The organism is Mycobacterium sp. pR1184, assembly GCF_041287235.1.
Classification (GTDB): domain Bacteria; phylum Actinomycetota; class Actinomycetes; order Mycobacteriales; family Mycobacteriaceae; genus Mycobacterium.
The window spans coordinates 221,673-248,513 of the sequence record NZ_JBGGKR010000006.1 but is presented as its reverse complement, the minus strand read 5'-3'; the positions used below and the strand labels follow the sequence as shown (position 1 = coordinate 248,513).

The following is a 26,841-nucleotide window of genomic DNA, read 5'->3' as shown; positions in this document are numbered from 1 at the left end:
AGCATCAGTTGCGGGTCTGCGCCATGGCGATGGGACTCGTAGGATGGCGGTTGTGAGCGGGATGCTGGCGCAGCGTGCACGGCGAGAGGCCGAGACGCGACTGGTGGGGCAGCTGCGGCGGTTGGCGCATGTGCGGGGTGTCGCGACGACTGCCGAGCGGCTGAGTCGGCGGTTCGATGCCCAGACAGCGGACTCTTTGGTGGCAGCGGCGTGGCTGCACGATATCGGCTACGCACCGTCGTTGCGCCGGACCGGGTTTCATCCGCTCGATGGCGCAGAGTTTGCCCGGGCGGCGGGTTTTCGGGAGCTGGTCGCCTCCCTGGTGGCGTTCCATACTGGGGCGCACGCGGAAGCTGCCGAGCGCGGCTTGTCAGGTTTAGCGGCGTTCAGCGATCCGCCCAGCGATGTTCTGGATGTGTTGACCTTTTGCGATCTGACGACCGGGCCGGACGGGGCGCCGGTATCACCGCGAGATCGATTGATCGAGGTGTTGGGCCGCTATGGACCCGAGGACCCGGTGCACCGCGCGGTCGACGCGGGGCGCGACGAACTGTTGGCGGCGGTCCGACGGGTACGCGATTGGCTGTAAACCCAGCCGGTTAGCCGAGGTAGGGGCTGTCGCGGTGTTGCAGGTAGTGCTCGATGCGCAGTCGCATCGACGGGTGCATGTCCAGATTGGGGATGTCGTCGGGATCGGTCCAGGCGATGTCGGTGCTTTCGTGATCGATGGCCAGGGTACCGCCGAGAACCTTGGTGGTGAAGGACAGAGAGAACTGTTGGCGGACTTCGCCATCGGTGAACGCGACGACATGCTGCGGGTTGGTGTAGACACCGACAAGGCCGGTGACTTCAATGTCGAGCCCGGTTTCCTCTTTGACTTCCCGGACGGCGGTGTCGGCAATCGTTTCGCCGATGTCGTGTCCGCCGCCGGGTAGCGCCCACAGGGTGTTGTCGCGGCGTTTGATCAGCAGGATACGACCCTGTTCGTCGGTGACGATGGCCGAGGCTGACGGAACGACGCTGTTGGGCAGCGGGGCGTTGGGGTCGTTGTAGTAGTCGGTTCGCATAGGGTTCAGCCTTTCGCGCTGAGCGGTCTGGCGCGATCCCAGACCTGGGTGAAAGCGTCTTCGAGGGTGGCCCAGAGCCGTGGTTCGTGGTGGCGCGACAGCACAAGCACGGGGTTGTTGCGCCCGGGTGAGCCGTAGATGTGGAAGTTGACGATCATGGCGTCGTCGACCCGGAAGATCGACGTGTAGAGCGTGGTGTCGTGGGTGCGGATATCCAGCCCCGGGGTATCGGCATGCGGGGCGAGCAACTCCACGGACGTGCGGCAGCGGGCGATGACGGCCTCGCCGATGCCTTCCTCCTTGCCGCGCAGGATCGTGGTGGCAGTGTCAGGATCCCCGACGAGAAACCGCACCGCCACACCGCGGGCGGCGGCGTCGAGCAGAATGTCGAGGAAGCCGTCGAGGGTGTCAAACAGGAACGTGGCCGCCAGGACGAGGATGTCGATGCCGGTGGTGGCGTCGCCGAAATGCTGCTGCCACGTCGTGATCGGCAGCTGGGTGCGGCTGGCATACAGCGTCGCGGTGAACGGACCACCCAGCGACGTCGTCGCCAGCGCGCTCGCGGTAGGGGCAGGATACTGGTTGGGCCACAGGTTGTGCGGTGTGCAGCCAAGCAGCTTAGCGGCGCGGCGGGCGTTGTCCTCGCGGACGTTGTAGTCGATGTTGGCCAGCCAGCGGCGCACCGTCTTGATATCCACGCCCACCGCAGTGGCGAACCTCTGTGGGGAGAGTCCCTTGGCGTGCAGCCGTTGGGTGAGGCGATCGTTGGGGATCGTGGCGGCCTCGGCGTCGCCGTCCTGATCGCCCGTCGTCTCAGCGCACATCTTTCCGTGTCATCCCTGTCCATCCTCAGCGCGTGGTTCCTAGTTTGCCATGCGACTGCCGCCGCCCCGCGGCGGTGATGCCCGTCCGATGCCCACGGGCATGTCCCTGTCGTGTCCGAAATGTCTGCGGCAGTGTCGGCAATGCCTGCCAACGTCCCTCGCTACGTCCGCGATGTCCACGTGAACTGAGCCCAGCGCCGCAACGGGCGCAAACAGATCACGAAAGGAACAGCGGGACAATGCGTTTAAGAATCGACACATCAGGCACACGGTTCATCGTCACCCGAGCGGCCGAGCCGCGGCTGAACTTCGAGACCGGCAGCCCAAAAGTGGACACCGCCACCGGCGTGCCACTGTATGCCGCGCAGCTGTTGGCGTTGGATGACACCGGTGGTGAAGTGCTCAACGTCACCGTCGCCGGGGATCCGAAAGTGACAGTCACCCAACCTGTTTCAGTCGCGGGTCTGGTTGCTATCCCTTGGGCTCAAGGTGATCGCAGCGGCGTGGCGTTCCGTGCCGACGCCATCACCCCCACCAACCCCGCGGCTGCGCCGAGCGATCAAGCGTCCCGCGCGCAGAAATAACCCCATTTGCTGGGGCGCGGCGCTCGTGGGTGTCGCGCCCCAGCACGTGAGCTGCTATCGACCATTCACTCACCAGAGGGACGCCTGTCATGGCATCAAACTACAAAAACAGCAAGAACTCTCAATCCAACGACGACGACTGGATCACCGACCTCATCCTCTCACTGTTCAAAGCGGCCGGGTATCTGCTGTGGTGGGCGGTCCTGTTCCCGGCCATCAGCATCCCGATCATCGCCAGCGTGGCGATGGCCATTACCCATGGCTCACGCGCGGGTCTGATCATCGGTATTGCTTTCGCTGCCGCGTATGCGGGCTGGGCGTGGCTGGACCCGCGATCGTTTCACGGATGGGTCACCGAGCCGGTGCGGCGGCGCTGGTTGACCTGGTCGCGCTACACCCGCACCTGGCAATCGGTGTGCACCCTGCACGGCCTGACCGCCACACTTGGCGAACGCACCTTGGTGCCGACCTTGCAGTCGGTGCGCATCGGCAAGACGACCGACGTCCTGGCGCTGCGAGTGGTCACCGGCCACTCCCTGGCTGATTGGCACAAGCAATCCGAGGCGCTAGCCGCCGCCTGGCGTGCCGACCGGATCGCCATCCGCGCGACCGCGCCCGGAGAGCTACGCATCACCCTGATGCGCGGCGACGTGCTGGCCGACCCGATTGCCCTGCCCATGCCCACGACGGCGACTGCGGTGGATGTGGGGTCGGTGCGGGTCGGGATCACCGAAACCCGCCACTGGTGGCACCTACCTCTGCTTGGCCACCACCTGCTCGTGGCTGGCGCGACCGGCGCGGGGAAAGGTTCAGTGTTGTGGTCACTGATCGCTGGCCTCGCCCCCGCCGTGAAAACCGGACAAGTGCGGCTCTGCGTCATCGACCCGAAAGGCGGCATGGAACTGGGCGCCGGAGCACCCATGTTCACGGTGTTCACCCACGACGCCACTGGCACCACCCTGTACCTGCTGCGGCAACTAGTGGAGGTGATGCACGCCCGCGCCAATCGGTTACGGGGCAAGACGCGCATGCACACCCCGACTCCGACTGAGCCGTTATTCGTGGTGGTGATCGATGAGATCGCCGCGCTGACTGCGTATGTGACCGACCGCAAGGTGCGCAGCGAAATTGAACAGCTGTTGGGCCTGCTGCTCTCCCAAGGCCGGGCCGTCGGCATTTCGGTGGTGGCAGCGGTGCAAGATCCGGCCAAAGACACCCTGCCGGTGCGGCAGCTGTTTACCGTGCGAATCGGGTTGCGGTTGACCGAAGCCACCCAAACCACCATGGTTTTGGGCCAGGGCGCCCGCGACGCGGGGGCCGACTGCGATCACATCCCCGACACCACTCCCGGTGTGGGCTACATGATGATCGATGGCACGGCCCAACCGGTGCGGGTACGGGCATTTCACGTCGCCGACCACGACATCGCCACTCTGGCAGCACGATTCCGGCCACCTCGTGCCGCGACCCGAACCAACCAGTCCAACAGCGGGCGCACCGACACCGCCCGGGGTCAACGGTGACTACTGCAACGACAGCCCCCACGCTGGTGTTGCCCGGGGTTCCCGGCTCGATCGACACCAATGCGGTGGTGGATCAGATGGTGCGCCGCGCGTCCTCGACGGGGTTCGAATCGTGGTGGCGGCGCGCGGAATCTGTTGGCTTCTGCGCCCACCCCATCCAACTCAGAGGTACCGACGAGATAGGCCGCGATCGGGTGGTGTGGACACGGTGCAACAACCGCCGCGCACAGGTATGCCCATCGTGCTCAGACCTGTACGCCCGCGACACGTGGCAGCTCGTGCACGCTGGCACCGCCGGCGGCCACCACAACATCCCCGCAGCAGTGGCCGATCGTCCGCAGGTGTTCGTCACCCTCACCGCACCTAGCTACGGGCCTGTTCACGCCGCCGCGCGTGCAGGCGACAAGAAGCAGCGTGTGTGTCGCGACCACCACCACACTGGCGGCTACCGCCGATGCCCGCATGGAAAACCACTGTGGTGCAGCACAACCCACGGCGAAGGTGATATCTATGCGGGACAGCCGATCTGCGCGGACTGCTACGACTACACCGGGCATGTCCTGTTCACATGGCACCTGCCCGAACTGTGGCGACGCTTCACCATCACCCTGCGACGCACACTGCGCCGAGAGCTACGTGCTTCGGGCGCCGACCCGGATGCGGTGCAGGTCAGCTTCATCAAAGTCGTCGAACTGCAAGCCCGGCTCATCCCGCACATTCATGCCCTGATCCGCCTCGACCCGCCCGACAGCGATGACTCTGGCGGTCATGACTGGCATGCGCCCCTTGCGGCAACCGAACTGGCCACCATCATCCAACAGGCCGTTCGAACCGTGGCCGTGACGGTCACCGACTCATCCTCAAATACAGCGACACGGGTGATCAGGTTCGGCACACAAGTCGACACCCAACCCATCGACAACCGGCACGCCGGCACGGACGGCTCTGCTGTGCAGGAGGATTCACCACACGGCGGGGTTCTTCCAGGCCGCCGCGTAGCTCGCTACCTCGCGAAATACGTCACCAAATCCTTAGCTGACGTCGGGATCAGCGCGCGACGCATCTCCACCGAGGCCATCGCTGACCTCGATGTCTGCGACCACGTTCGGGCGATCCTGACCGCCATCAGCCAACTCGCCGATAAGGGACTGGCCGGTGTCGGTCGGTGGCTGCACACCCTGGGCTACCGGGGCCACATCACCAGCAAATCCCGCCGCTATTCCACCACGATGACCGCGCTGCGCGAACGTCGCGCGGCCTGGACCCGTGAACAACGTTTAAAAAGCACTGCGCACCAACATGATCTCGGCCTCGACTCCACCGATGGCGATGATCTGGTGGCATGGGAATTCGATCGTGCCGGCCCCACCAGCCTCGGCGACCGGACCCTCATCTACTCCGCGGCCGTCCAACACATCCACACCCGCCGCATCGGACTGATCGAAGTCCGTGGCCAAGCCCGCAATCAACAATGGGATCCGCCAGGGGGAAGCGATGGCTGACAGGTCCCGAGCAGCACGTGCTCGCTCCGGGTGTGACGCTCGTCCCGATGCGCCGACGGTGTCAGAGGGGGGTGTTGAAATTGTTGTGCCCAACCAATATCGACTTCCGTCCGAGGCCAACCGCGCGCTGGTACACGTGATAATGGCTGTGCGGGACCGGATGCTTGGATCAGGGAGGGGAGTGGCGTGAGCCTGAGGTTCGCCTTCTATGGCCGAGTGAGCACGGAGGACGCTCAAGACCCGGAGGCGAGCCGCAGCTGGCAGAAGCGGCGTGCCATGGACCTGATCACTCCGCACGGCGGATTCATCGCCGCCGACTACTTCGATGTGGGACAGAGCCGTTCACTGCCGTGGAAGCGCAGGCCAGAGGCGTCACGTCTGCTTGCTGATGTCGCTTGTCGGGACCGTAGCTTTGATGCCGTAGTGATTGGGGAACCCGCCCGTGCGTTCTACGGGCCGCAGTTCGCGCTCACCTTCCCTGTCCTCACGCACTACGGAGTTGGCCTGTGGGTACCCGAGGTCGGCGGAGCGGTCGATCCCGGCTCCGAGGCACACGACCTGGTGATGACTCTGTTCGGCGGCATGAGCAAGGGAGAGCGCGCTCGAATCCAGATGCGCGTCCGTACGGCGATGTCAGCACTCGCGCACGACACCGCCAGATATCTCGGTGGTCGACCACCCTACGGTTACCGGCTCGTCGATGCCGGCCCGCATCCAAACCCTGCCAAGGCCAATCTTGGGCAGCGGCTTCACCGCCTCGAACCCGACCCCGCGACATCTTCGGTCGTCGAGCGGATCTACCGCATGTACGCCGACGGAGCGGGCCTGCGCTATATCGCGCAACGGCTCACCGACGATGGTGTACCGTCACCGAGCCAGTACGACCCGGCACGGAATCGGCATCGTGACCCACGAGGATGGTCCCATTCGGCGATCCGCGCGATACTCGACAACCCGGCGTACCGCGGTATCCGTGTTTGGGGCAAGCAGGAGAAATACGAGGTTCTGGTCAACCCCGATGATGTCGCTGCGGGGTATGAGACTCGTATGCGGTGGCGTGATGAGGCCGACTGGATCGCACCAGAACGCCGCACGCATGAAGCGCTGATCCGTGACGAACTAGCGCAGGCTGTTCGTCTTCGGATGCAGGCGCGGCGGGGTCCCGGTCTTGTTTGCAGCAGAGAGTCAACAGTGCCATATGCACTGCGTGGGCTGCTGTTCTGTGCCGCATGTGGACGGCGGATGCAGGGCGCTGCCCGCGCCGGGAAGCGAACAACACGCATCCTCTACCGTTGTGAGCTCGGTAAGTCGCGTTCGGTACCCGCGGACCTGAGTGATCACCCGCGCACCGTCTACCTCCGTGAAGATGAGGTGACTGCGCGACTTGACGAATGGATCGCCACCCTGGCCGATCCGGCCGACTTGGCACGCGGGCAAGACGCGGACCCGGTAGCAGGGGCTGGCTACGCGGCCTTGCGGCGCCAGCTCAGCGAGGCGAATGCGAAGGTTGCTGCTCTGGTTACCGCCGTGGAGTCTGGTGTGGCCGTTGAGGATTTGACTGTTGCATTGCGCCGCCGCACCGCCGAGCGCGACGAGCTGAAGGTCCGTCTTGAGCAAGCGGAGCGACCTCGCGTCATGACTGCCGCACAAATCAGCGAGTTGGTTGAGGAATTGGGCGGGCTGTCAGCAGTGCTTGGTGAGGCAACCGGGGCGGAACGCGCTCAGGTATACGCAAGCCTGGGCCTGCGCCTCGACTACGACCCGCATCTTCAGCGAGTCACGGCGACTGCCGACTTAAGTCGTGTCGCCGGACGTGTCCGAGGGGGGACTTGAACCCCCACGCCCATTAGTAGGGCACTAGCACCTCAAGCTAGCGCGTCTGCCATTCCGCCACTCGGACCAGACCAACGAGAGTTGGCAGCTAAGGCTAGCGGATCGGCCCGCACGGGCCCAACTTAGCTCGCCGACGGCGGGCTAGCGGTGGTGGTGACGTACGCGACAGGGCAGACAACCACCTTGGTGGCCCGCTATCGCGCGCCCGGCGACTTGGGCGGGTGCGGGAGCGGCGGTAGTCAACTCGGCCAGCCCCAGAACGCCAACTCCCAGCACGGCAACGGCAGCCACTCCCGCGATTCTCCGCATTTGGCGAAGATACCATACCCCCCTTGGGTACATGAGAGGCTCGCGGGCGTTTCCGGACGGTTCGCGAGTCTTTCCGGACCGTTCGCGGACCGACTGGGTTCCGCTGCGTGCGCCGGGCATCCTCGGCAGTGGTAGGAAAGGTGGTTGTGACAGTTGAGAACGGAGTTCCCAACCATCCGAGCGACGATGTGGTCGAAGTCGTCAGTCGGCTGATCCGATTCGACACCACCAACACTGGTGACCCCGAGACCACGCAGGGCGAGGCCGAATGCGCCCACTGGGTTGCCGAACAGCTCGCGGAGGTCGGCTACCAGCCCCAATACCTGGAATCCGGCGCCCCCGGACGGGGCAATGTTTTCGTCCGTCTGAAGGGCGCCGACAGCTCTCGCGGCGCACTGCTGATCCATGGGCATCTCGACGTCGTGCCGGCCGAACCCGCCGACTGGAGTGTTCATCCGTTTTCCGGCGCGGTCGAGGACGGCTATGTCTGGGGCCGCGGCGCGGTCGACATGAAAGACATGGTCGGCATGATGATCGTCGTCGCCCGCCAGTTGAAGCAGGCCGGCATCGTGCCGCCACGCGATTTGGTGTTCGCGTTCGTGGCCGACGAGGAGCACGGCGGCAAGTACGGGTCACACTGGCTGGTCGACAACCGCCCGGAGCTGTTCGAGGGGGTTACCGAGGCGATCGGCGAGGTGGGCGGGTTCTCGCTGACCGTGCCGCGTCGTGACGGCGGTGAACGCCGGCTGTATCTGATCGAGACGGCCGAGAAGGGCATCCAGTGGATGAAGCTGACCGCCCGGGGCCAGGCCGGGCACGGCTCGATGGCCAACGACCGCAACGCGGTCACGCTGCTTTCCGAGGCCGTCGCGCGGATTGGCCGGCACCAGTTTCCGCTGGTGATGACCGACACCGTGGTCGAGTTCCTGACCGCCATCAGTGACGAGACCGGCCTGATCTTCGACACCGACTCCGGCGATCTGGAAGGCGTCATCGAGAAACTCGGTCCGATGGCTCGCATGCTGAAGGCGATCGTGCGTGACACCGCCAACCCGACGATGCTCAAGGCCGGGTACAAGGCCAACGTGATCCCCGGCAGCGCCGAGGCGGTGATCGACTGCCGCGTGCTGCCCGGCCGGCAGGCCGCGTTCGAGGCCGAGATCGACGAGTTGCTCGGCCCGGACGTCACGCGGGAGTGGATCCGGGACTTGCCGTCATACGAGACCAATTTCGACGGGGATCTGGTCGACGCGATGAACGCGGCCGTGCTGGCGGTCGACCCGGACGGCCGCATCGTGCCCTATATGCTCTCCGGTGGTACCGACGCGAAAGCCTTCGCGCGCATAGGAATTCGTTGCTTCGGCTTCGCGCCGCTGCGGCTGCCGCCGGAATTGGATTTCGCTTCACTGTTCCACGGTGTCGATGAGCGGGTACCCGTCGACGCGCTGCGGTTCGGCACCGACGTGCTGGCCCACTTCCTGACCCACTGTTAGAACGAACCCACACGAGAGGATCGCCATGAGCGTGAAGCCCGACCCGTATGACGCGCTGCCGAAGCTGCCGACATTCACCGTGACCTCGACTTCGATCACCGACGGTCAACCGCTGGCCATGTCGCAGGTCAGCGGCATCATGGGCGCCGGGGGAGAGGACGTGAGCCCGCAGCTGAGCTGGTCGGGATTCCCCGCCCAGACGCGCAGCTTCGCGGTCACCGTCTACGACCCTGACGCGCCGACGCTGTCCGGGTTCTGGCACTGGGCCGTGGCCAATCTGCCGGCCGACGTCACCGAGCTGCCCGAGGACGCCGGCGACGGGCGCGAGCTGCCCGGCGGCGCACAGCAACTGGTCAACGACGCCGGCATGCGGCGCTTCATCGGTGCCGCGCCGCCGCCCGGACACGGTCCGCATCGCTACTACGTCGCGGTGCACGCCGTCGACGTCGACAAGCTCGACCTCTCCGAGGACGCGAGCCCGGCGTTCCTCGGCTTCAACCTGTTCCAGCACGCGATCGCGCGGGCCTACATTCACGGCACCTACGAACAGAAGTAGGTGAAGCCTCGCGCGTGTGTGCTCGTCCTCCCGGGCGGGCGGGTGCGCAGCGACGAGGCGTCGCGGTGGTGGCAGCTGGCCAACGTCCGGATGATGTTGGTCGTTGCCGCCCTGCGGTGGCGGCTGGGCCGCGACGTCGAGGTGCGGCGCGTCCAATACCGGCTGCGCGGCTGGAACAGTCCGCGCTACGACGCGGTCGCCGACGCCACCGCGGTATTGGACGCCGTCCGCCACCGTTTCGATGCGAAAAGCATTGTGCTGGTCGGTCATTCGATGGGTGGTCGAGTCGCGACCCGGCTCGCCGCCGGCGGACAGGTCGGTGCCGTGGTTGCGCTGGCACCGTATTGGCCCCGCGATGACGGCGACCTGATTCCGCCGTCGACCCGGCTGCTGGTGGTGCACGGCACCGCCGACACCCGCACCGACCCCGAAGCGTCGCGGATCCAGACGCTACGAGCCCGTCAGCGCGGACTGGATGCGCAGTGGGTGGGCATCGCCGGTGCGGGCCATTCGATGATGCGGCCGTACCTTGAATGGCAGCGCCGCACAGTCGATTTCGTCGCGGAGTACCTTCAGTAAGTGTTCAGCATCGGACATATTTGCTTGAGCCAGTTGGCAATTGAGCTGCGATTGGCGTCGAGGGCGGAATCGCTCGGTTGAGCGCCTACCGTCGTGACGAAATGCTCGATCGCGTCTTTGACCGCGTCGGGAGGGCTGTAGTTCTCCAGCGTGTCGGCAGCCTTGCGGGCGGTCTCCGGTTTCGACGCGACCATGAGGTTGTCCTTGGCGCTGCCAAGTTCGTAACACGTGGCGGTGTCAGTCGGCTCGCCGTTCGCGGTGCCAGCGGTCCAGCCCGCGATAACCACCGCAGTCGTTGCGACCATCGTCAATCGGTTGACTCGCACCGCAGGCCTCCTCGGGCGGATCGACTGTGGTGCGGCCACCGTACAGCTATTGCCAGGCCCAGACAGCGAATCTCGAAATACTTGCAGCCTGCATCGTGTCGGCAGAAGGCAAAGGTGGCGGTGGGCCGGAGTGCCGTCGTCGGAACCACTTGAGTCACTTTGGTTTCAGTGGTTTCAAGCGAGCTTTCTTGTCGGTGGGCGGTCATACAATTCGAACATGCGTTCGAGTAGCCGCGAGGAGATCCAGCAGGATTTCGATGCGCTGCGCACCGCGGTGTCCCGCGTCGTGGGGCACTCATTCGACGCGCTGACCACGCCCGAGCGGTTGGCATTGTTGGAGCGACTCGAACACGAGACGCGGCGCTTGCGGGTCCCCGGGCATGAACTGATCAACCAGATCGGCGAACAGGCGACAGCCGAAGAATTGGGCGGCAGCCTGGCCGTGGCACTTGCCGATCAGTTGCGCATCACGCGAAGCGAAGCCGGCCGGCGTATCGCCGAGGCGGCCGATCTCGGACCGCGGCGTGCGATCACCGGCGAGCCGTTGCCGCCAGTATTGACCGCGACGGCAACGGCCCAGCGCGGCGGCAAGATTGGGCCTTCTCATGTCGCGGTCATCCGCCAGTTCTTCGACCGGATGCCGCAGTGGGTGGACATCGAGACCAGGGAATGTGCCGAGCGGGATCTGGCCGAACACGCCACCCACTATCGGCCCGACCAGGTGGCCAAGCTCGCCGACCGGCTGGCCACCTACCTCAACCCCGACGGCAACTACTCCGATGACGACCGCGCCCGCCGGCGCGGACTGACCCTGGGCAAGCAGGGCGCCGACGGGATGTGTCGGCTCAGCGGCTGGCTGACTCCCGAGGCCCGCGCCACTATCGAGGCCGTGCTGGCCAAAACCGCCACTCCCGGTATGTGCAATCCCGAGGACGACATGCCCGTCGTCGACGGTCCGCCCGCCGCCGATGTCGCGCGCCGTGATATCCGCACCGCCGCCCAGCGCAATCACGACGGCCTCAACGCCGCACTACGCGCCGTGCTGGCCGGCGGAAAGCTCGGACAGCACAACGGTTTACCGGCCACGATCATCGTGACAGCCGCGCTGAAGGACCTCGACGCCGCGGCCGGCAAGGGATTGACCGGCGGCGGTACGGTGCTTCCGATCAGCGACGTGATCCGGCTGGCCCGCCACGCCCACCACTACCTGGCGGTCTTCGACGACGCCAAACCCGTTGCGCTGTACCACACCAAGCGGCTGGCCTCGGCGGGACAGCGAATAGTCCTCTACGCCAAGGATCGCGGGTGTACCCGCCCGGGCTGTGACGTGCCCGGCTACTGGTGCGAGGTCCATCATGTCGAAGACTGGGCGACAACCCGTCGCACCGACATCGACCAGCTCACCCTGGCCTGCGGCCCCGATCACAAACTCCACGAAAGCGGCTGGAAAACCCGGAAACGCGCCAACGGCGACACGGAATGGATCCCGCCGCCGCATCTCGACCGAGATCGGCCCCGTGTCAACACCTTTCATCACCCGGAGAATCTGCTAGCCGACGAAGGAGACGGCGCCGCCTAGGTCGGCGGGCCGATCGCCGACCCCACCGCATCGCTCAGCGAGGCGAACCCGCCGTCGTGCAGCCGTCTCGCGATGCCGTCGTGAATGTGCTTGGGCCACAGGCCACCTCCGTAGACGAAGCCGGTATAGCCCTGCAGCAGCGACGCCCCCGCGATGATCCGCTCCCACGCATCGTCTGCTGTCTCGATGCCCCCGACGCTGATCAGCACCAGCCGATCGCCGACCCGCCGATACAGCCGGCGCAGCACCTCGACCGCGCGGTGTGCCACCGGCGGCCCGGAGACGCCGCCCGGTCCCAACGATTCGACGCCCGGGGTGCGCAGACCCTCGCGCGACACCGTGGTGTTGGTCGCGACGATGCCGGCCAGTCCCAGCTCGACGGCCAGGTCCGCGATGTCGTCGACGTCGGAATCGCTGACGTCCGGGGCGATCTTGACCAGCACCGGCACCGACGTCTCGGCGAGTACCGCGGCCAGGATGGGCCGCAACGATTCGACCGCCTGCAGATCGCGCAGCCCCGGCGTGTTCGGCGAGCTGACGTTGACCACCAGATACGACGCCAGCGGGCCGACCAGCCGCGCGCTGGCCCGGTAGTCGTCGACGGCCTCGGCGGCCGGCGTGGCCTTGGTCTTGCCGATGTTCACCCCGATCGGCACGTCCGGCTGATGGCGGGCCAGCCGGGTGGCCAGCTCGCCGGCACCGTGATTGTTGAACCCCATCCGGTTCAGCAGCGCCCGATCAGCTGGCAACCGGAACAGGCGCGGTGCCGGGTTGCCGGGCTGCGGGTGCGCGGTCACGGTGCCGACCTCGGCATACCCGAAACCCAAGGCGCCCCAGGTGCGCAGCCCCATGCCGTCCTTGTCGAAGCCGGCCGCCAGCCCCAGCGGCGCGGGGAAGCGCACACCGAACACCGTGCTGGCCAACACCGGATCCGTCGGTCCCAACAGCCGGTGCAGCAGCCGGCGCGGCAGCCCTACGGCGGTCGCGGCGCGCAGCGCGGCGAAGACCAGCGTGTGAATCCGCTCGGGCGGGATCAAGAAGAAAACGCGGCGCAGCAGACCGTACAGACCGTTATCCACCGTCACAGTTCCGGCTGATCGGGCCGTCGGTCACTGACACGTGTTTTCTTGCGGCGCAACAACACCCGTCTGCTGCCGTCGTTGTACAGCCGCACCCGGGTGAGCTCCCAGCCACGGTATTCGGCCTCGATGGACAGCCGGATCGAGGCGCTGAGCCTGGTCACCTCGGGGGGCAGGCGCAGCGGCACCCATTCGTAGTCGTCGGACATGTCCGAGACCCAGCCCGCCGGTAGGCGACTCCACCGCGGCGCCGTCAACGCGTGCCCGCCGCGCGCTCGATGACCTGGACCCCCGCACCGGACCCCGACACCACGTACAAGGTGTCCGATGCCTCGTCAAAGGCCAACGAGTTGGGTTGCTGCACAGTTGGGTAACGCACCTTTTCTACGGGAATTCCGGTTGCCAAATCGTAACCAATAACCATATTCGATGCGGTTTGTGACACCCAGGCCAAATCCCGAGAGCCGGCCAGTCCGTACGGAGCCTGCCGCACCGGGTAGGCCTGCCGCAGGATCAGGGGGTCGACGCCGTACACCAGCAGTTCGTCGCCGCGGGTGTCGGCTACCAGGACCCGACCCGCCGGATCGGCGACCATCGTGGTCGCGCCCGCGCCGGCCCGCAGTGACTGTGCGACACGGCCGTCGGCACCGATCGTCGTCACCGAGGTCTGTCCACGATCCAGAACCACCGTCGTATTTCCCTGTGTCACAAGCCCGTCAACGCGGGCGAAAATCTTCGTCCGGTTCTGCACCGTCGCGCTGCCCCCGCTGTCAGCGCCCACGGTGTACACCGCACCGTCGGCGCTGCCCAGCATCAACGTGCCATCGGCTCGGCGCGCGATCGCGGTGAAGTCCACACCCGCTGAATCGGCGACATTGACCTGCGTGGCGTGGCCGCCGACCAGGTCCAGCACGACGTAGCCGCCCCGGGCGGCGAGGTAGGCGGTGCCGTGGCCGTCGCTGGTCAGCGCGGTCGCGGGGCCCGGCAGCCCGATCACCCGCGGCGCGACCTGCCCTGGGCCGAACACCGCGACCCCGGCGGGCGCTCCCGCATCGGCGCCGGGAGTCAGCACCGCCAGCTGCCGGGTACCGTCGTCGAAGACGGTCGCCGCGACGTGGGCGGCCAGTGGCCGCACCGTGCCGGCCGGAATCTGCGACACCGGCGGTGACTGGGCGGGACGCGCGGATTCGATGGTCGGCGGGCCGCTGTCGAGCGGATTCGACGAACAGCCAGCGACCAATGCCAGCAAAGTGATCAGGCCAACAAAAGATCGTTGAGCTGTGGGCTTACGACGTGTTAGCAACAACCAACCTTGAATCGGTGGACATGGAATACAAATTCTAAGGAACGGTTCCGCATCCAATAGGGCGATGTTGCCGACATGCGCCCGTACTGGAGAGGTATGGTCGAATCATGACCGTCATCGCTGACCGGCATACCGCAGACAAAGAGTTTGCTGTCGAAGACATTTCGACAGGCATCTTCGCGAGCGGATACGGACAAGTTGGTGACGGACGCAGTTTTTCGTTCCACATCGAGCATCGCTCGCTCGTCGTCGAAATTTACCGGCCGTGCCTCGCCGGGCCGGTTCCGCAGGCCGAGGACGTGGTCGCGACGGCCGTGCGCGGTCTGGTCGACATCGACGTCACCGACGAGCGCAGTTTGACCGCGGCGGTGCGCGACTCGGTCGCCGCCGCGGTCCCCGTGTCTCGCTAGTCACTGCCGAGCTCGGCGATTGGCAGCGGGTACGGTCGTCGTCGTGACACAAACGATGGCCGCGACGTGACGGTGATCCTGTTGCGCCACGGCCGTTCGACCTCGAACACCGCGGGCGTCCTGGCCGGCCGTTCCGAGGGCGTCGACCTCGACGACAAGGGCCGCGAGCAGTCGGTGGGCCTGATCGACCGGATCGGCGACCTGCCGATCCGCGCGGTGATCACCTCGCCGCTGCTGCGCTGCCGGAACACGGTCGCACCGCTGGCCGAGGCGCTGTGCCTGGAGCCGTTCGTCGAGGACCGGCTGGCCGAGGTGGACTACGGCGAGTGGACCGGCCGCAAGATCGGCGAGCTGGGCAAGGAGCCGCTGTGGCGGGTCGTGCAGGCGCACCCCAGTGCGGCGGTGTTTCCCGGCGGCGAGGGCTTGGCCCAAGTGCAGACGCGCGCGGTCGCCGCGGTGCGGGAACACGACCGGCGGCTGAGCGAGGAGCACGGCGGTGACGCGCTGTGGGTGGCTTGCACTCACGGTGATGTCATCAAGTCGTTGATCGCCGACGCGTACGGCATGCATCTGGACGGCTTCCAGCGCGTCACCGCGGATCCGGCATCGGTGAGCGTCATCCGTTACACCCCGCTGCGGCCGTTCGTGTTACACGTCAACCACACCGGTGGACGGCTGGCCGCGGCGCTGCGGGCTGGTCCGCCACCCAAGACGGGCGACGAGGGCGACAAATCAGAAGAGCCGCAACAACAACCGGCCGACGCGGAGCCGTCGAGCGACGCGGTCGTCGGGGGATCCACTGACTAAGTCGGTTGCTGCAACCGAATCGAATCGCCTTGCGACGGCAACAGCCGGTATTTTGGAGGTGCCATGGCTCGCGCAATCCATGTATTCCGCACTCCCGACCGCTTCGTGGCCGGGACCGTCGGTCAGCCCGGAAATCGGACCTTCTACATCCAGGCGGTGGGCGATTCCCGGGTGGTATCGGTCGTCCTGGAGAAGCAACAGGTCGCGGTGCTCGCCGAACGCATCGGCGCGCTGCTGCTCGAGGTGAATCGCCGGTTCGGGACGCCGGTCCCGCCGGAGCCGTCCGAGGTCGACGACCTCAACCCGCTCATCACGCCCGTCGACGCCGAGTTCCGGGTCGGGACCATGGGCCTGGGTTGGGACTCGGAGGCGCAGACCGTCGTGGTCGAACTGCTGGCCGTCACCGATGCCGAGTTCGACGCCTCGGTGGTGCTCGATGACACCGACGAAGGCCCGGACGCGGTGCGCGTGTTCTTGACCCCCGAATCGGCGCGGCAGTTCGCCACCCGCTCCAATCGCGTGATCTCGGCGGGACGACCGCCCTGCCCCCTGTGCGACGAACCGTTGGACCCTGAGGGCCACATTTGCGCGCGCGCCAACGGCTACAAGCGCGGTGCGCTGCTCGGGTCGAACGATGACCCCCCTGAATAACAAGAATGACGATCGAGAGGTCTTGCGGGACGGCGAGCTGACGGTTCTCGGACGGATCCGCTCGGCCAGCAACGCCACCTTTCTGTGCGAGGCCACGTTGGGCGAGTCCAGCGTGCACTGCGTCTACAAGCCCATCTCCGGCGAGCAGCCGCTGTGGGACTTCCCGGACGGGACGCTGGCCGGCCGCGAGCTTGCCGCGTATCAGGTGTCGGCACAGCTGGGCTGGAACCTGGTGCCCTACACCATCATTCGTCACGGCCCGGCGGGACCGGGCATGCTGCAGCTGTGGGTCAAGCAGCCGGGCGACGAGGTGGACAGCGATCCCCGTCCGGGGCCGGATCTGGTGGACCTGTTTCCCGCCGGCCGGCAGCAGCCGGGTTATCTGCCGGTGCTGCGTGCTCAGGATTACCGCGGCGACGAGGTCATCCTGATGCACGCCGACGACATTCGGCTGTGGCGGATGGCGGTGTTCGACGTGCTGATCAACAACGCCGATCGCAAGGGCGGCCACGTCCTGCGCGACCTCGAGGGCCACATCTACGGCGTCGACCATGGAGTGTCCCTGCACGTCGAGAACAAGTTGCGCACAGTGCTGTGGGGCTGGGCCGGCAAGCCGATCGACGATCAGACGTGCCAGGCCGTCGCCGGCCTGTGTGACGCGCTGGGCGGTGAATTCGGCGACGCGCTGGCCGGGCAGATCACCCGAACCGAGATCGCGGCGCTGGGCATGCGGGCGCACGCGCTGCTGGACAACCCGGTAATGCCCGTCCCCAACCGGCATCGCCCCATTCCCTGGCCCGCCTTTTAGGGTCCGGCATCGCCGTCGGCGATACTGAGACGGTGAGTCCGGCCTCCCACGACCAATCGGCGGAGATGACGGACGCCGAATTGGCCGCCGATCTCGCCGCCGACGCGGGGGAGTTGCTGCTGAAAGTCCGCGAGGAGGTCGGCTTCGGTCATCCGTGGATGCTCGGCGACGCCGGTGACAGCCTGGCCAACGAGCTGATCCTGCGGCGGCTGCGGGCCGAGCGTCCCAACGATGCCGTGCTCAGCGAGGAAGCCTACGACGATCTGAAGCGGCTCAAGCACGACCGGGTGTGGATCATCGATCCGGTCGACGGTACCCGCGAGTTCTCCACCCCGGGGCGTGACGACTGGGCGGTACATATCGCGCTGTGGCAGCGTCCCGTCGATGGCCGGCGCGAAATCACCGATGCGGCAGTCTCTTTGCCCGCGCGCGACAACGTCGTGTATCGCAGCGACACGGTGGACGGCAGCCAGGCGCGGGCCGGGATTCCGCACACGCTGCGCATCGCCGTCAGCGCGACCCGGCCACCGGCCGTGCTGCACCGCATCCGGCAGTCGCTGGCGATCCAGCCCGTGGGGATCGGTTCGGCGGGCGCCAAGGCGATGGCCATCATCGACGGCGACGTCGACGCCTACCTGCACGCCGGCGGTCAATGGGAGTGGGATTCGGCGGCGCCGGCCGGGGTTGTGATGGCGGCGGGTATGCACGCGTCGCGGCTGGACGGCTCGCCGATGCGCTACAACCAGGAAGACCCGTACCTGCCCGACTTCGTGATGTGTCGCGCGGAGGTGGCACCGATCCTGCTCGGCGCCATCCGCGACGCGTGGCGCTGACCGCCGGGCCTAAAGTCGACAGCATGCAGTCGTGGTCTCCCGCACAGGTTCCGGTGCTGCCCGGACGCGGCCCGGAGCTACGGCTTTACGACACCGCCGATCGCCAGGTCCGCCCGGTGGCGGCCGGGTCTGGCCCCGGTTCGGCCGCCACCATGTACGTCTGCGGGATCACCCCGTACGACGCCACGCACCTGGGCCACGCGGCCACCTATCTCGCTTTCGACCTGATTCACCGGCTGTGGCGCGATCTCGGGCACGACGTGCACTACGTGCAGAACGTCACCGACGTCGACGACCCGCTGTTCGAGCGGGCCGCGCGCGACGGCATCGACTGGCGTGAGCTCGGCGATCGCGAGGTGGCGCTGTTCCGCGAGGACATGGCCGCGCTGCGGGTGTTGCCGCCGCGCGAATATGTCGGCGCGACCGAAGCCATTCCCGAAGTGGTGGAGCTCGTCGAAAAGATGCTGGCGTCGGGGGCGGCCTACGTCGTCGACGGCGAATATCCGGACGTCTACTACCGCGCGGACGCCACGCCGCAGTTCGGCTACGAGTCGGGCTATGACCGCGACACCATGCTGCGGCTGTTCGCCGAGCGCGGCGGCGACCCGGACCGCGCCGGCAAGACCGACCAACTCGACGCGCTGCTGTGGCGGGCCGAGCGGCCCGGGGAGCCCAGCTGGGCTGCCCCGTTCGGCGCCGGGCGCCCCGGTTGGCACGTCGAGTGCGCAGCGATCGCACTCAGCCGCATCGGCAGTGGCCTCGACATTCAGGGCGGCGGCCGCGACCTGATCTTCCCGCACCACGAATTCACCGCCGCGCACGCCGAATGTGTAAGGAGCGAAAGGCGATTCGCCCGGCACTATGTGCATGCGGGGATGATCGGCTGGGACGGGCACAAGATGTCGAAGAGCCGCGGCAACCTGGTGCTGGTGTCGGTGCTGCGCGCGCAAGGCGCCTCGCCGGCTGCCATTCGGCTCGGTCTGCTGGCCGGGCACTACCGCGCGGACCGCTCCTGGAGCCAGCAGCTGCTCGACGAGTCCGCCGCGCGACTGCAGCGCTGGAGCACCGCGACGACGCTGCCGGCCGGCCCGGATGCCACCGACGTCATCGCCCGGGTGCGCAAGTACCTGGCCGACGACCTCGATACCCCGAAAGCGATTGCGGCACTTGATGGTTGGGCCACCGACGCGCTCGAGTACGGCGGACACGACGAGGCTGCGCCAAAGTTGGTGGCCACCGCGATCGACGCGCTGCTCGGCGTGGAACTGTGAAAGGTAGTTGACGGCCATGACATCGCTGCAGGGCAAAGTCGTTCTCATCACCGGAGGTGCCCGGGGAATCGGCGCCGAGGTCGCCCGCCGGCTGCGTGACAACGGCGCCAAACTCGTCCTGACCGATCTCGACAATGCCGCGCTGGACACCATCGCCGCCGAACTCGGTGGTGACGAGCACGTGCTGACGGCGGTCGCCGACGTGCGCGACCTGCCCGCCATGCAGGCCGTCGTCGAGGCCGCCGTACAGCGCTTCGGTGGGCTCGACGTCGCGGTGGCCAACGCCGGCATCGCGAGCTACGGCTCGGTGCTGCAAGTCGACCCGGAGGCATTCAAACGGGTGCTCGACGTCAACCTGCTCGGCGTCTTCCACACCGCGCGCGCCGCGCTGCCCGCGCTGATCGAGCGGCGTGGATACCTGCTGATCGTGTCGTCGCTGGCGGCGTTCGCGGCGGCCCCGGGCATGGCGTCCTACGACATGTCGAAGGCCGGCACCGAGCACTTCGCCAACGCGCTGCGACTCGAGGTGGGTTATCGCGGCGTCGGCATCGGGGTGGCGCACATGTCGTGGATCGACACGGCGCTGGTCCGCGACACCAAGGCCGACCTGCCCGCGTTCACCACCTTGCTCAAGAAACTGCCCTGGCCGTTGAACAAGACCACCGACGTGGACAGCTGCGCGACCGCATTCGTCAAAGGCATCGAGGGGCGCAAGGACCGGATCTACTGCCCGGGCTGGGTGGTCGCGTTCCGCTGGCTCAAGCCGGTGCTGTCCACTCGCGTCGGCGAACTGCCGATTCGCCGAACCACCGCGGAACTGATGCCCCAGATGGACGCCGAGGTTGCCGCCCTTGGCCGTTCCACCAGCGCCTACAACGAGGAGTTGGGTCAGGCCTAGCCGCTCACCAGTGCGTTTCCGACGCCGCGACCCGCTTGCGCACCACGAACCAACCCACGACCAGCGCCGGACCGATCACCAGCAACGAGCCGACGGTAAAGATGCCGACCGGTTTATCGAAGGCCATCAGCACCACGACGCAGACCAAGAACACCAAGGTGAGGTAGCCGCTGTAGGGGGTGAACGGCATCCGGAACCGCGGCCGCTCCAAGAGTCCAGCCTGGGCCTTCTGGTAGAACCGCAGCTGGCACAACACGATCATGGCCCAGGACGCGACGATGCCGAGCGAGGCGCTGTGCAGCACGATCTCGAAGGCTTTGCCGGGATTGAAGGCGTTGAGCGCGACGCCGAAAAGACAGATGACGGCGGTCATCGCGATTCCGCCGAACGGCACGCCGCGTTTGGTCATCCGTTTCGCGAACTGGGGGCCGCTGCCGCTCATCGCGAGCGAGTGCATGACGCGCCCGGTCGAATACAGTCCCGCGTTCAGGCTGGACAGCGCCGCGGTGAGGACCACGATGTTCATCAAATCGCCGGCCCCGTGGAAGCCGATGCTGGAGAAGAACGTGACGAACGGGCTCTCACCGGCCTTGAATGCGGTGTAGGGCAACATCACCCCCAGCAGGGCGACCGAACCGACGTAAAACACTGCGACTCGGGCGATCACCGAGTTGATCGCCCGCGGCATGATCTTCTCGGGCTCGGCGGTCTCGCCGGCGGCGATACCGACCAATTCGACTGCCGCATAAGCGAATACCACCCCTGAGGTGGTCACCAGCAGTGCTATCGCACCGGTCGGGAAAAGGCCGCCGTGGTCGGACCAGTTGCCGGTTCCGGTGTCGTGCCCCTGGATTTGAAATCGCCCGGCCAGGAACACCAGAGCGATGATCAGGAACGCGACGAGCGCGAACACCTTGATCAGAGCGGCCCAGAATTCGAGCTCACCGAACCACTCGACGGAGATCAGGTTCATCGACAACACCACCACGAGGGCTGCCAGGGCCAGAACCCATTGGGGGACAACCGCGAACGTCGTCCAGTGGCGCAGGTAGGTGGCGATCGCGGTGGTGTCGACGATCGAGGTCATCGCCCAGTTCAGGAAGTACATCCAGCCCACGACGTAGGCGGCCTTCTCGCCGAAGAACTCGCGCGCGTAGGACACGAACGAACCCGACGACGGACGGTGCAGCACCAGCTCGCCCAATGCGCGCAGTATCAGGAAGACGAAGACGCCGCACACCCCGTACACGATGAACAGCCCGGGCCCGGCGTTGGCCAGACGGCCGCCGGCGCCCAGGAAGAGGCCGGTTCCGATCGCGCCGCCGATCGCGATCATCTGCAGCTGGCGGGGTTTGAGTCCTTTGTGGTAGCCGGCTTCCTCGTTGAGAGTCGCGGGCGGGACATCGGGTTGCGGCGTATCAGGCAGGGCGGTCATCGAGGTCCAATCGTCGTCGTTCGCCCAACCTGCGGGGATGGCCCCGAACTGCAAGACCGGGGGCTGTCAATCCGGTTGGTTTGCCAGCGATTTTTTCGCAGTCGGCCGCCGACGGCAACAGGACAAGCCCGTCAATTACTTACCGAATCCCGGGCGGCGGCGGCGCAGGTAGCGCTCGAACTCGGCGGCAAGCGCGTCGCCGTCGATCTTGCCCAGGGCCTCGTTCACATCGACCTCGGCGTCGCCGCGTTGCTCGAGCGACAGGACGTATTCGGCCAAGTCCTCGTCCTCGGTGGCCATCTCGGTGACCGCCAGTTCCCACTCCTCGGCCTGGGCGGGCAGGTCGGCCAGCGGAACCTCGATATCGAGCACGTCTTCGACGCGGCGCAGCAGCGCCACCGTCGCCTTCGGGTTCGGCGGGTGCGACACGTAGTGCGGCACCGCGGCCCAAAACGTCACGGCCGGGATCCCGGCGGCCACGCAGGCGTCCTGGAAGACCCCGGCGATGCCGGTCGGCCCTTCGTAGCGGGTCTCCTGCAGGCCGAAGCGTTCCGCCGACTCGGGGGAGTAGGCCGCGCCCGAAACCGGGACGGGCCGCGTGTGGGGAGTGTCGGCCAGCAGCGCACCGAGGATCACCACCGTGTCGACATTGAGCTTGTCGGCGATGGCCACCAGCTCGGCACAGAACGTGCGCCAGCGCATGTTGGGCTCCACGCCGTGCATCAACACGATGTCGCGGTCGCTGCCGGGTGGCCGGCAGTGGGTGATCCGCATCGCCGGCCACACCAGTTCGCGGGTCACCCCGTCGACCTGACGGATGACCGGGCGGTTGACCTGGTAGTCGTAGTACGCCTCGTCGTCGATCTCCACGATCGGGTGGGCTTCCCAGATCGCGTCGAGGTGTTCCAGCGCATCGCTGGCCGCGTCACCGGCGTCATTCCAGCCCTCGAACGCCGCCACAACAATGGTGTTGTGGAGGTCGGGGAGCGCTGATGCTTCCGGGCCACGATCCGGCGGAGTCACAGAATCAGCCTAAGGCCTGCCCGCCCCGCGTCGATTCCCAGCCGCGCGGCCGGCCGGCGCACCTCGCTATTTGCATAGGCCGACTATCCTCGTGACGTGGTTGCTACCAGCGCACACGACGACGTCACGGGCCTGCTCGACGTGGTCGACACGAAATACGCTCGTCAGCAAACTGGTTAACATTGGTAATTACTACACTGCCGACACGATCCGCGAGCACCGAGTGGGTCTGATCGAGCTGGGCGTCCAGACGTCGGGGGAGGACGTAGACTTTTCTGGTCGAGAGGCGTTGCAACGGTTCGCCGGTTCCCGCCGGTAGCCGCCACGCTCGGCAGAGTCAAGGACGCCTTCCGCTATGGAAGGAACGTACGTGAGCGCCTCCGAATCGAGCACGGCGACGAAGACCTTCGCGCCGAACATCCGCCCCGACTGCACCGATGAACTGACGGCGGCGCTGCGCCAGCGGATCCTGGTGATCGACGGCGCGATGGGCACGGCGATCCAGCGCGACCGCCCGGACGAGGCCGGCTACCGCGGCGACCGCTTCACCGAGTGGCCGACCGCCCTTCAGGGCAACAACGACCTGCTCACCCTGACGCAGCCACAGATCATCGAGGGGATCCACCGCGAGTACCTCGAGGCGGGCGCCGACATCCTCGAGACCAACACCTTCAACGCGAACGCGATCTCGCTCTCCGACTACGACATGGCCGACCTGGCCTACGAGCTGAACTACGCCGGCGCCGCCCTGGCCCGTAAGGCCGCCGACGAGTACAGCACCCCGGACAAGCCGCGTTACGTCGCCGGCGCCATCGGGCCGACGACCCGGACCGCGTCGATCTCGCCGGACGTCAACGACCCCGGGGCGCGCAACGTCTCCTACGACCAGCTGGTCGCCGCCTACCTCGAATCCGCCAACGGCCTGGTCGACGGTGGTGCCGACCTCCTGATCATCGAGACGATCTTCGACTCGCTGAACGCCAAGGCGGCGGTGTTCGCCGTCGAGACGCTGTTCGAGGAGCGCGGACGCCGCTGGCCGCTGATCATCTCGGGCACGATCACCGACGCTTCGGGGCGCACGCTGTCCGGCCAGGTCACCGAGGCGTTCTGGAACGCGATCAGGCACGCCAAACCGCTCGCGGTGGGCCTCAACTGCGCCCTGGGCGCACCGGAGATGAGGCCCTACATCGCCGAGGTGTCGCGGATCGCGGACACCTTCGTGTCCTGCTATCCGAATGCCGGTCTGCCCAACGCCTTTGGCGAGTACGACGAGTCCCCGGAGCGTCAGGCCTCCTACATCGCCGATTTCGCCGAGGCCGGCCTGGTCAACCTGGTCGGTGGCTGCTGCGGAACGGCGCCGCCGCACATCGCCGAAATCGCCAAGGTCGTCGAGGGCAAAGCACCGCGCGAACTGCCGGAGATCCCGGTGGCCACCCGGCTCTCGGGGCTGGAGCCGCTCAACATCACCGACGATTCCCTGTTCGTGAACATCGGTGAGCGCACCAACATCACCGGGTCGGCGCGATTCCGCAACCTGATCAAGGCGCAGGATTACGACACCGCGCTGTCGGTCGCCCTGCAGCAGGTCGAGGTCGGCGCGCAGGTCATCGACATCAACATGGACGAGGGCATGATCGACGGCGTCGCCGCGATGGACCGGTTCACCAAGTTGATCGCGGCCGAGCCGGACATCAGCCGCGTCCCGGTGATGATCGACTCCTCCAAGTGGGAGGTCATCGAGGCGGGCCTGAAGAACGTGCAGGGCAAGCCGATCGTCAACTCGATCTCGATGAAGGAGGGCGAGGAGAAGTTCATCCGCGAAGCACGGCTGTGCCGCAAGTACGGCGCCGCCGTCGTGGTGATGGCCTTCGACGAGCAGGGGCAGGCCGACAACCTGGAGCGCCGCAAGGCGATCTGCGGGCGGGCCTACCGGATCCTGACCGAGGAGGTCGGCTTCCCGCCCGAGGACATCATCTTCGACCCGAACTGCTTCGCGCTGGCCACCGGTATCGAGGAGCACGCCACCTACGGCATCGACTTCATCGAGGCCTGCGCCTGGATCAAGGAGAACCTGCCCGGGGTGCACATCTCCGGTGGGATCTCGAACGTGTCGTTCTCGTTCCGGGGCAACAACCCCGTCCGCGAGGCCATCCACGCGGTGTTCCTGTTCCACGCCATCAAGGCCGGCCTGGACATGGGCATCGTCAATGCCGGTGCGCTGGTGCCCTACGACTCGATCGACCCCGAGCTGCGCGAGCGCATCGAGGACGTCGTGCTGAACCGTCGCGAGGACGCGGCCGAGCGGCTGCTCGAGATCGCCGAGCGGTTCAACAGCACGGAGAAGGCCGACGAGGCGGCGGTCGCCGAGTGGCGCAACTTGCCGGTGCGCGAGCGGATCACCCACGCGCTGGTCAAGGGAATCGACGCCCACGTCGACGAGGACACCGAGGAATTGCGGGCCGAGATCGCCGCCGCGGGTGGGCGCCCGATCGAGGTGATCGAGGGCCCGCTGATGGACGGCATGAACGTCGTCGGTGACCTGTTCGGCTCGGGCAAGATGTTCCTGCCCCAGGTGGTGAAATCGGCCCGGGTGATGAAGAAGGCCGTGGCGTACCTGCTGCCGTTCATCGAGGAGGAGAAGGTCACCTCCGGCGCGGCCGCCGGTAAGGACACCAACGGCACGATCATCATGGCGACCGTGAAGGGCGACGTCCACGACATCGGCAAGAACATCGTCGGAGTTGTCCTGCAGTGCAACAACTTCGAAGTGATCGACCTCGGTGTGATGGTGCCCGCCGAGAAGATCCTGGCCGCGGCGAAGGAGCACGAGGCCGACATCATCGGGTTGTCCGGGCTGATCACTCCGTCGCTGGACGAGATGGTCAACTTCGCCGTCGAGATGGAACGCGAAGGACTGGAAATTCCGCTGTTGATCGGTGGAGCGACCACATCGCGCGCCCACACCGCGGTGAAGGTGTCGCCGCGTCGCAGTGGTCCGGTGGTCTGGGTCAAGGACGCGTCGCGCTCGGTGCCGGTCGCCGCGGCGTTGCTCGACGACAAGCAGCGTCCGGCCCTGCTGGAGGCCACCGAAAAGGACTACGCAGCACTTCGCGAGCGGCACTCCCAAAAGAACGAGCGGCCGATGCTGACGTTGGCGAAGGCCCGCGCGAACCGGACGCCGATCGAGTGGGACGGCTACACGCCGCCGGTGCCCGCCCAGGGCCTCGGCGTGCGGGACTTCCACGACTACGACCTCGCCGAGTTGCGCGAATACATCGACTGGCAGCCGTTTTTCAACGCCTGGGAGATGAAGGGCCGATTCCCCGACATCCTCAACAACCCGACCTCGGGCGAGGCCGCCCGCAAGCTGTACGACGAAGCCCAGGAGATGCTGGACACCCTAATCAAGGAGAAGTGGCTGACGGCCAACGGCGTGATCGGGTTCTTCCCAGCCAACGCGGTCGGTGACGACATCGAGGTCTACACCGACGAGACCCGTACCGAGGTGCTGACCACATTGCACAACCTGCGCCAGCAGGGCGAGCACCGCGACGGCATCCCGAACCGCTCGCTGGGTGACTACATCGCGCCCAAGGAGACCGGTCTTGCCGACTACATCGGTGCCTTTGCCGTCACCGCGGGGCTCGGCAGCCAGGACAAGATCGCGGAGTTCAAGGCGGCCAACGACGACTACAGCGCGATCCTGCTGGAGTCACTGGCCGATCGGCTGGCCGAGGCGTTCGCTGAACGGATGCACCAGCGGGTCCGCAAGGAGTTCTGGGGATTCCAGCCCGACGAGCAGTTGGACAACGAGGCGCTCATCGGCGAGAAGTACGTGGGAATCCGTCCGGCCCCGGGCTACCCGGCTTGCCCGGAGCACACCGAAAAGGTGACGCTCTTCACATTGATGGACGTCACGCAGCGGTCCGGCATCGAGCTGACCGAGTCGATGGCGATGTGGCCGGGTGCCGCCGTCAGCGGCTGGTATTTCTCGCACCCGCAGTCGCAGTACTTCGTGATCGGCCGGATGGCCCAGGACCAGGTCGCCGACTATGCCAAGCGCAAGGGCTGGACCCTGGCCGAAGCCGAGCGCTGGCTCGGGCCCAACCTCGGCTACAACCCGGAGGACTGAGCCTTAAACTCAC

25 protein-coding genes and 1 tRNA gene are annotated in these 26,841 nt (G+C 66.6%); 17 read left to right on the top strand and 9 right to left on the bottom strand.

All coding sequences use genetic code 11. The annotated features are described in order from the left end of the window. The first annotated feature begins 52 nt into the window (after positions 1–52). Positions 53–589 carry an HD domain-containing protein gene (locus ACAG21_RS13185; RefSeq protein WP_012394808.1) on the top strand — a complete coding sequence of 179 codons (537 nt, stop codon included), beginning with the start codon at positions 53–55 and terminating at the stop codon, positions 587–589. A 10-nt stretch (positions 590–599) separates the two neighbouring features. Here ACAG21_RS13185 and ACAG21_RS13180 read toward each other — a convergent pair whose 3' ends face one another. Beyond that, positions 600–1,067 (bottom strand): NUDIX hydrolase, encoded by a 468-nt coding sequence (locus tag ACAG21_RS13180; RefSeq protein ID WP_012394807.1) that lies wholly within the window; start codon positions 1,065–1,067, stop codon positions 600–602. A gap of 5 nt (positions 1,068–1,072) precedes the next feature. Continuing rightward, entirely contained in the window at positions 1,073–1,891 is an 819-nt protein-coding gene (locus ACAG21_RS13175; RefSeq protein WP_012394806.1) for a hypothetical protein, read from the bottom strand. 239 nt (positions 1,892–2,130) lie between these two features. On the opposite strand from ACAG21_RS13175, the gene ACAG21_RS13170 reads away from it, so the two are divergent. The 4 genes from ACAG21_RS13170 to ACAG21_RS13155 all read left to right on the top strand — a co-directional run bounded on the left by ACAG21_RS13170 (position 2,131) and on the right by ACAG21_RS13155 (position 7,333). Continuing rightward, positions 2,131–2,475, top strand: coding sequence for a hypothetical protein (locus tag ACAG21_RS13170; protein WP_011893911.1), 345 nt, complete (start codon positions 2,131–2,133; stop codon positions 2,473–2,475). 89 nt (positions 2,476–2,564) lie between these two features. Then, positions 2,565–3,998 (top strand): FtsK/SpoIIIE domain-containing protein, encoded by a 1,434-nt coding sequence (locus tag ACAG21_RS13165; RefSeq protein WP_012394805.1) that lies wholly within the window; start codon positions 2,565–2,567, stop codon positions 3,996–3,998. Next, positions 3,995–5,500: a replication initiator gene (locus tag ACAG21_RS13160; RefSeq protein WP_012394804.1), complete on the top strand. Its 1,506-nt coding sequence runs from the start codon at positions 3,995–3,997 to the stop codon at positions 5,498–5,500. The genes ACAG21_RS13165 and ACAG21_RS13160 overlap by 4 nt, the downstream gene beginning before the upstream one ends. A gap of 186 nt (positions 5,501–5,686) precedes the next feature. Then, positions 5,687–7,333 carry a recombinase family protein gene (locus ACAG21_RS13155; RefSeq protein WP_012394803.1) on the top strand — a complete coding sequence of 549 codons (1,647 nt, stop codon included), beginning with the start codon at positions 5,687–5,689 and terminating at the stop codon, positions 7,331–7,333. On the opposite strand, the gene ACAG21_RS13150 is transcribed toward ACAG21_RS13155, so the two are convergent. After that, positions 7,315–7,400: transfer RNA gene (locus ACAG21_RS13150), tRNA-Leu, on the bottom strand. The genes ACAG21_RS13155 and ACAG21_RS13150 overlap by 19 nt on opposite strands. A 388-nt stretch (positions 7,401–7,788) precedes the next feature. Between ACAG21_RS13150 and ACAG21_RS13145 the strand changes: the two genes are divergently transcribed. The 3 genes from ACAG21_RS13145 to ACAG21_RS13135 are packed head-to-tail and all read left to right on the top strand — an operon-like array spanning position 7,789 to position 10,270. After that, the gene (locus ACAG21_RS13145) at positions 7,789–9,135 is read left to right on the top strand and encodes a M20/M25/M40 family metallo-hydrolase (RefSeq protein ID WP_370496551.1); all 1,347 of its coding nucleotides are present in this window, start codon (positions 7,789–7,791) and stop codon (positions 9,133–9,135) included. Between the two features lie 25 nt (positions 9,136–9,160). Further along, positions 9,161–9,691 carry a YbhB/YbcL family Raf kinase inhibitor-like protein gene (locus tag ACAG21_RS13140; protein WP_370496550.1) on the top strand — a complete coding sequence of 177 codons (531 nt, stop codon included), beginning with the start codon at positions 9,161–9,163 and terminating at the stop codon, positions 9,689–9,691. An 18-nt stretch (positions 9,692–9,709) separates the two neighbouring features. Next, the gene (locus ACAG21_RS13135) at positions 9,710–10,270 is read left to right on the top strand and encodes a dienelactone hydrolase family protein (RefSeq protein ID WP_370496549.1); all 561 of its coding nucleotides are present in this window, start codon (positions 9,710–9,712) and stop codon (positions 10,268–10,270) included. Here ACAG21_RS13135 and ACAG21_RS13130 read toward each other — a convergent pair. Then, complete coding sequence (locus tag ACAG21_RS13130; RefSeq protein ID WP_370496547.1) at positions 10,264–10,596, bottom strand: hypothetical protein; 333 nt, start codon at positions 10,594–10,596, stop codon at positions 10,264–10,266. The two genes, ACAG21_RS13135 and ACAG21_RS13130, sit on opposite strands and share 7 nt — an antisense overlap. A gap of 217 nt (positions 10,597–10,813) precedes the next feature. On the opposite strand from ACAG21_RS13130, the gene ACAG21_RS13125 reads away from it, so the two are divergent. After that, positions 10,814–12,175, top strand: a complete 1,362-nt coding sequence (locus tag ACAG21_RS13125; protein WP_370496546.1) for an HNH endonuclease signature motif containing protein — start codon at positions 10,814–10,816, stop codon at positions 12,173–12,175. Here ACAG21_RS13125 and ACAG21_RS13120 read toward each other — a convergent pair. Genes ACAG21_RS13120 through ACAG21_RS13110 form a run of 3 tightly spaced genes read right to left on the bottom strand, consistent with a single transcriptional unit; the run spans position 12,172 to position 14,557 of the window. Continuing rightward, the gene (locus tag ACAG21_RS13120; protein ID WP_370496641.1) at positions 12,172–13,242 is read right to left on the bottom strand and encodes a quinone-dependent dihydroorotate dehydrogenase; all 1,071 of its coding nucleotides are present in this window, start codon (positions 13,240–13,242) and stop codon (positions 12,172–12,174) included. The two genes, ACAG21_RS13125 and ACAG21_RS13120, sit on opposite strands and share 4 nt — an antisense overlap. Positions 13,243–13,256: 14 nt before the next feature. Next, the gene (locus ACAG21_RS13115; RefSeq protein WP_096288478.1) at positions 13,257–13,511 is read right to left on the bottom strand and encodes a DUF5703 family protein; all 255 of its coding nucleotides are present in this window, start codon (positions 13,509–13,511) and stop codon (positions 13,257–13,259) included. Further along, entirely contained in the window at positions 13,508–14,557 is a 1,050-nt protein-coding gene (locus ACAG21_RS13110; RefSeq protein WP_370496545.1) for a YncE family protein, read from the bottom strand. The genes ACAG21_RS13115 and ACAG21_RS13110 overlap by 4 nt, the downstream gene beginning before the upstream one ends. A 110-nt stretch (positions 14,558–14,667) precedes the next feature. On the opposite strand from ACAG21_RS13110, the gene ACAG21_RS13105 reads away from it, so the two are divergent. The 7 genes from ACAG21_RS13105 to ACAG21_RS13075 all read left to right on the top strand — a co-directional run bounded on the left by ACAG21_RS13105 (position 14,668) and on the right by ACAG21_RS13075 (position 20,238). Continuing rightward, positions 14,668–14,970 (top strand): hypothetical protein, encoded by a 303-nt coding sequence (locus tag ACAG21_RS13105; protein WP_370496544.1) that lies wholly within the window; start codon positions 14,668–14,670, stop codon positions 14,968–14,970. Positions 14,971–15,036: 66 nt separating this feature from the next. After that, positions 15,037–15,777 (top strand): histidine phosphatase family protein, encoded by a 741-nt coding sequence (locus ACAG21_RS13100; RefSeq protein ID WP_370496543.1) that lies wholly within the window; start codon positions 15,037–15,039, stop codon positions 15,775–15,777. A gap of 63 nt (positions 15,778–15,840) precedes the next feature. Beyond that, entirely contained in the window at positions 15,841–16,428 is a 588-nt protein-coding gene (locus ACAG21_RS13095; RefSeq protein WP_342929354.1) for a DUF3090 domain-containing protein, read from the top strand. Continuing rightward, positions 16,412–17,236, top strand: a complete 825-nt coding sequence (locus ACAG21_RS13090; protein ID WP_370496542.1) for an SCO1664 family protein — start codon at positions 16,412–16,414, stop codon at positions 17,234–17,236. Before ACAG21_RS13095 ends, ACAG21_RS13090 begins: the two co-directional genes overlap by 17 nt. Before the next feature lie 65 nt (positions 17,237–17,301). Continuing rightward, positions 17,302–18,069: a 3'(2'),5'-bisphosphate nucleotidase CysQ gene (locus ACAG21_RS13085; protein ID WP_370496640.1), complete on the top strand. Its 768-nt coding sequence runs from the start codon at positions 17,302–17,304 to the stop codon at positions 18,067–18,069. A gap of 23 nt (positions 18,070–18,092) precedes the next feature. Continuing rightward, positions 18,093–19,340 carry a cysteine--1-D-myo-inosityl 2-amino-2-deoxy-alpha-D-glucopyranoside ligase gene (gene mshC / locus ACAG21_RS13080; RefSeq protein ID WP_370496541.1) on the top strand — a complete coding sequence of 416 codons (1,248 nt, stop codon included), beginning with the start codon at positions 18,093–18,095 and terminating at the stop codon, positions 19,338–19,340. Positions 19,341–19,356: 16 nt separating this feature from the next. Next, complete coding sequence (locus ACAG21_RS13075) at positions 19,357–20,238, top strand: SDR family oxidoreductase (protein ID WP_370496540.1); 882 nt, start codon at positions 19,357–19,359, stop codon at positions 20,236–20,238. Positions 20,239–20,242: 4 nt separating this feature from the next. On the opposite strand, the gene ACAG21_RS13070 is transcribed toward ACAG21_RS13075, so the two are convergent. Together ACAG21_RS13070 and ACAG21_RS13065 are read right to left on the bottom strand one after the other, a co-directional pair. Further along, entirely contained in the window at positions 20,243–21,673 is a 1,431-nt protein-coding gene (locus tag ACAG21_RS13070; RefSeq protein ID WP_370496539.1) for an amino acid permease, read from the bottom strand. A 135-nt stretch (positions 21,674–21,808) separates the two neighbouring features. Continuing rightward, complete coding sequence (locus tag ACAG21_RS13065) at positions 21,809–22,696, bottom strand: PAC2 family protein (protein ID WP_096288465.1); 888 nt, start codon at positions 22,694–22,696, stop codon at positions 21,809–21,811. Positions 22,697–23,051: 355 nt separating this feature from the next. Here ACAG21_RS13065 and metH point away from each other — a divergent pair, with 355 nt between their 5' ends. Next, on the top strand, positions 23,052–26,828 hold the full coding sequence (metH, locus tag ACAG21_RS13060) for a methionine synthase (RefSeq protein ID WP_370496537.1): 3,777 nt from the start codon (positions 23,052–23,054) through the stop codon (positions 26,826–26,828). Positions 26,829–26,841 lie beyond the last annotated feature (13 nt).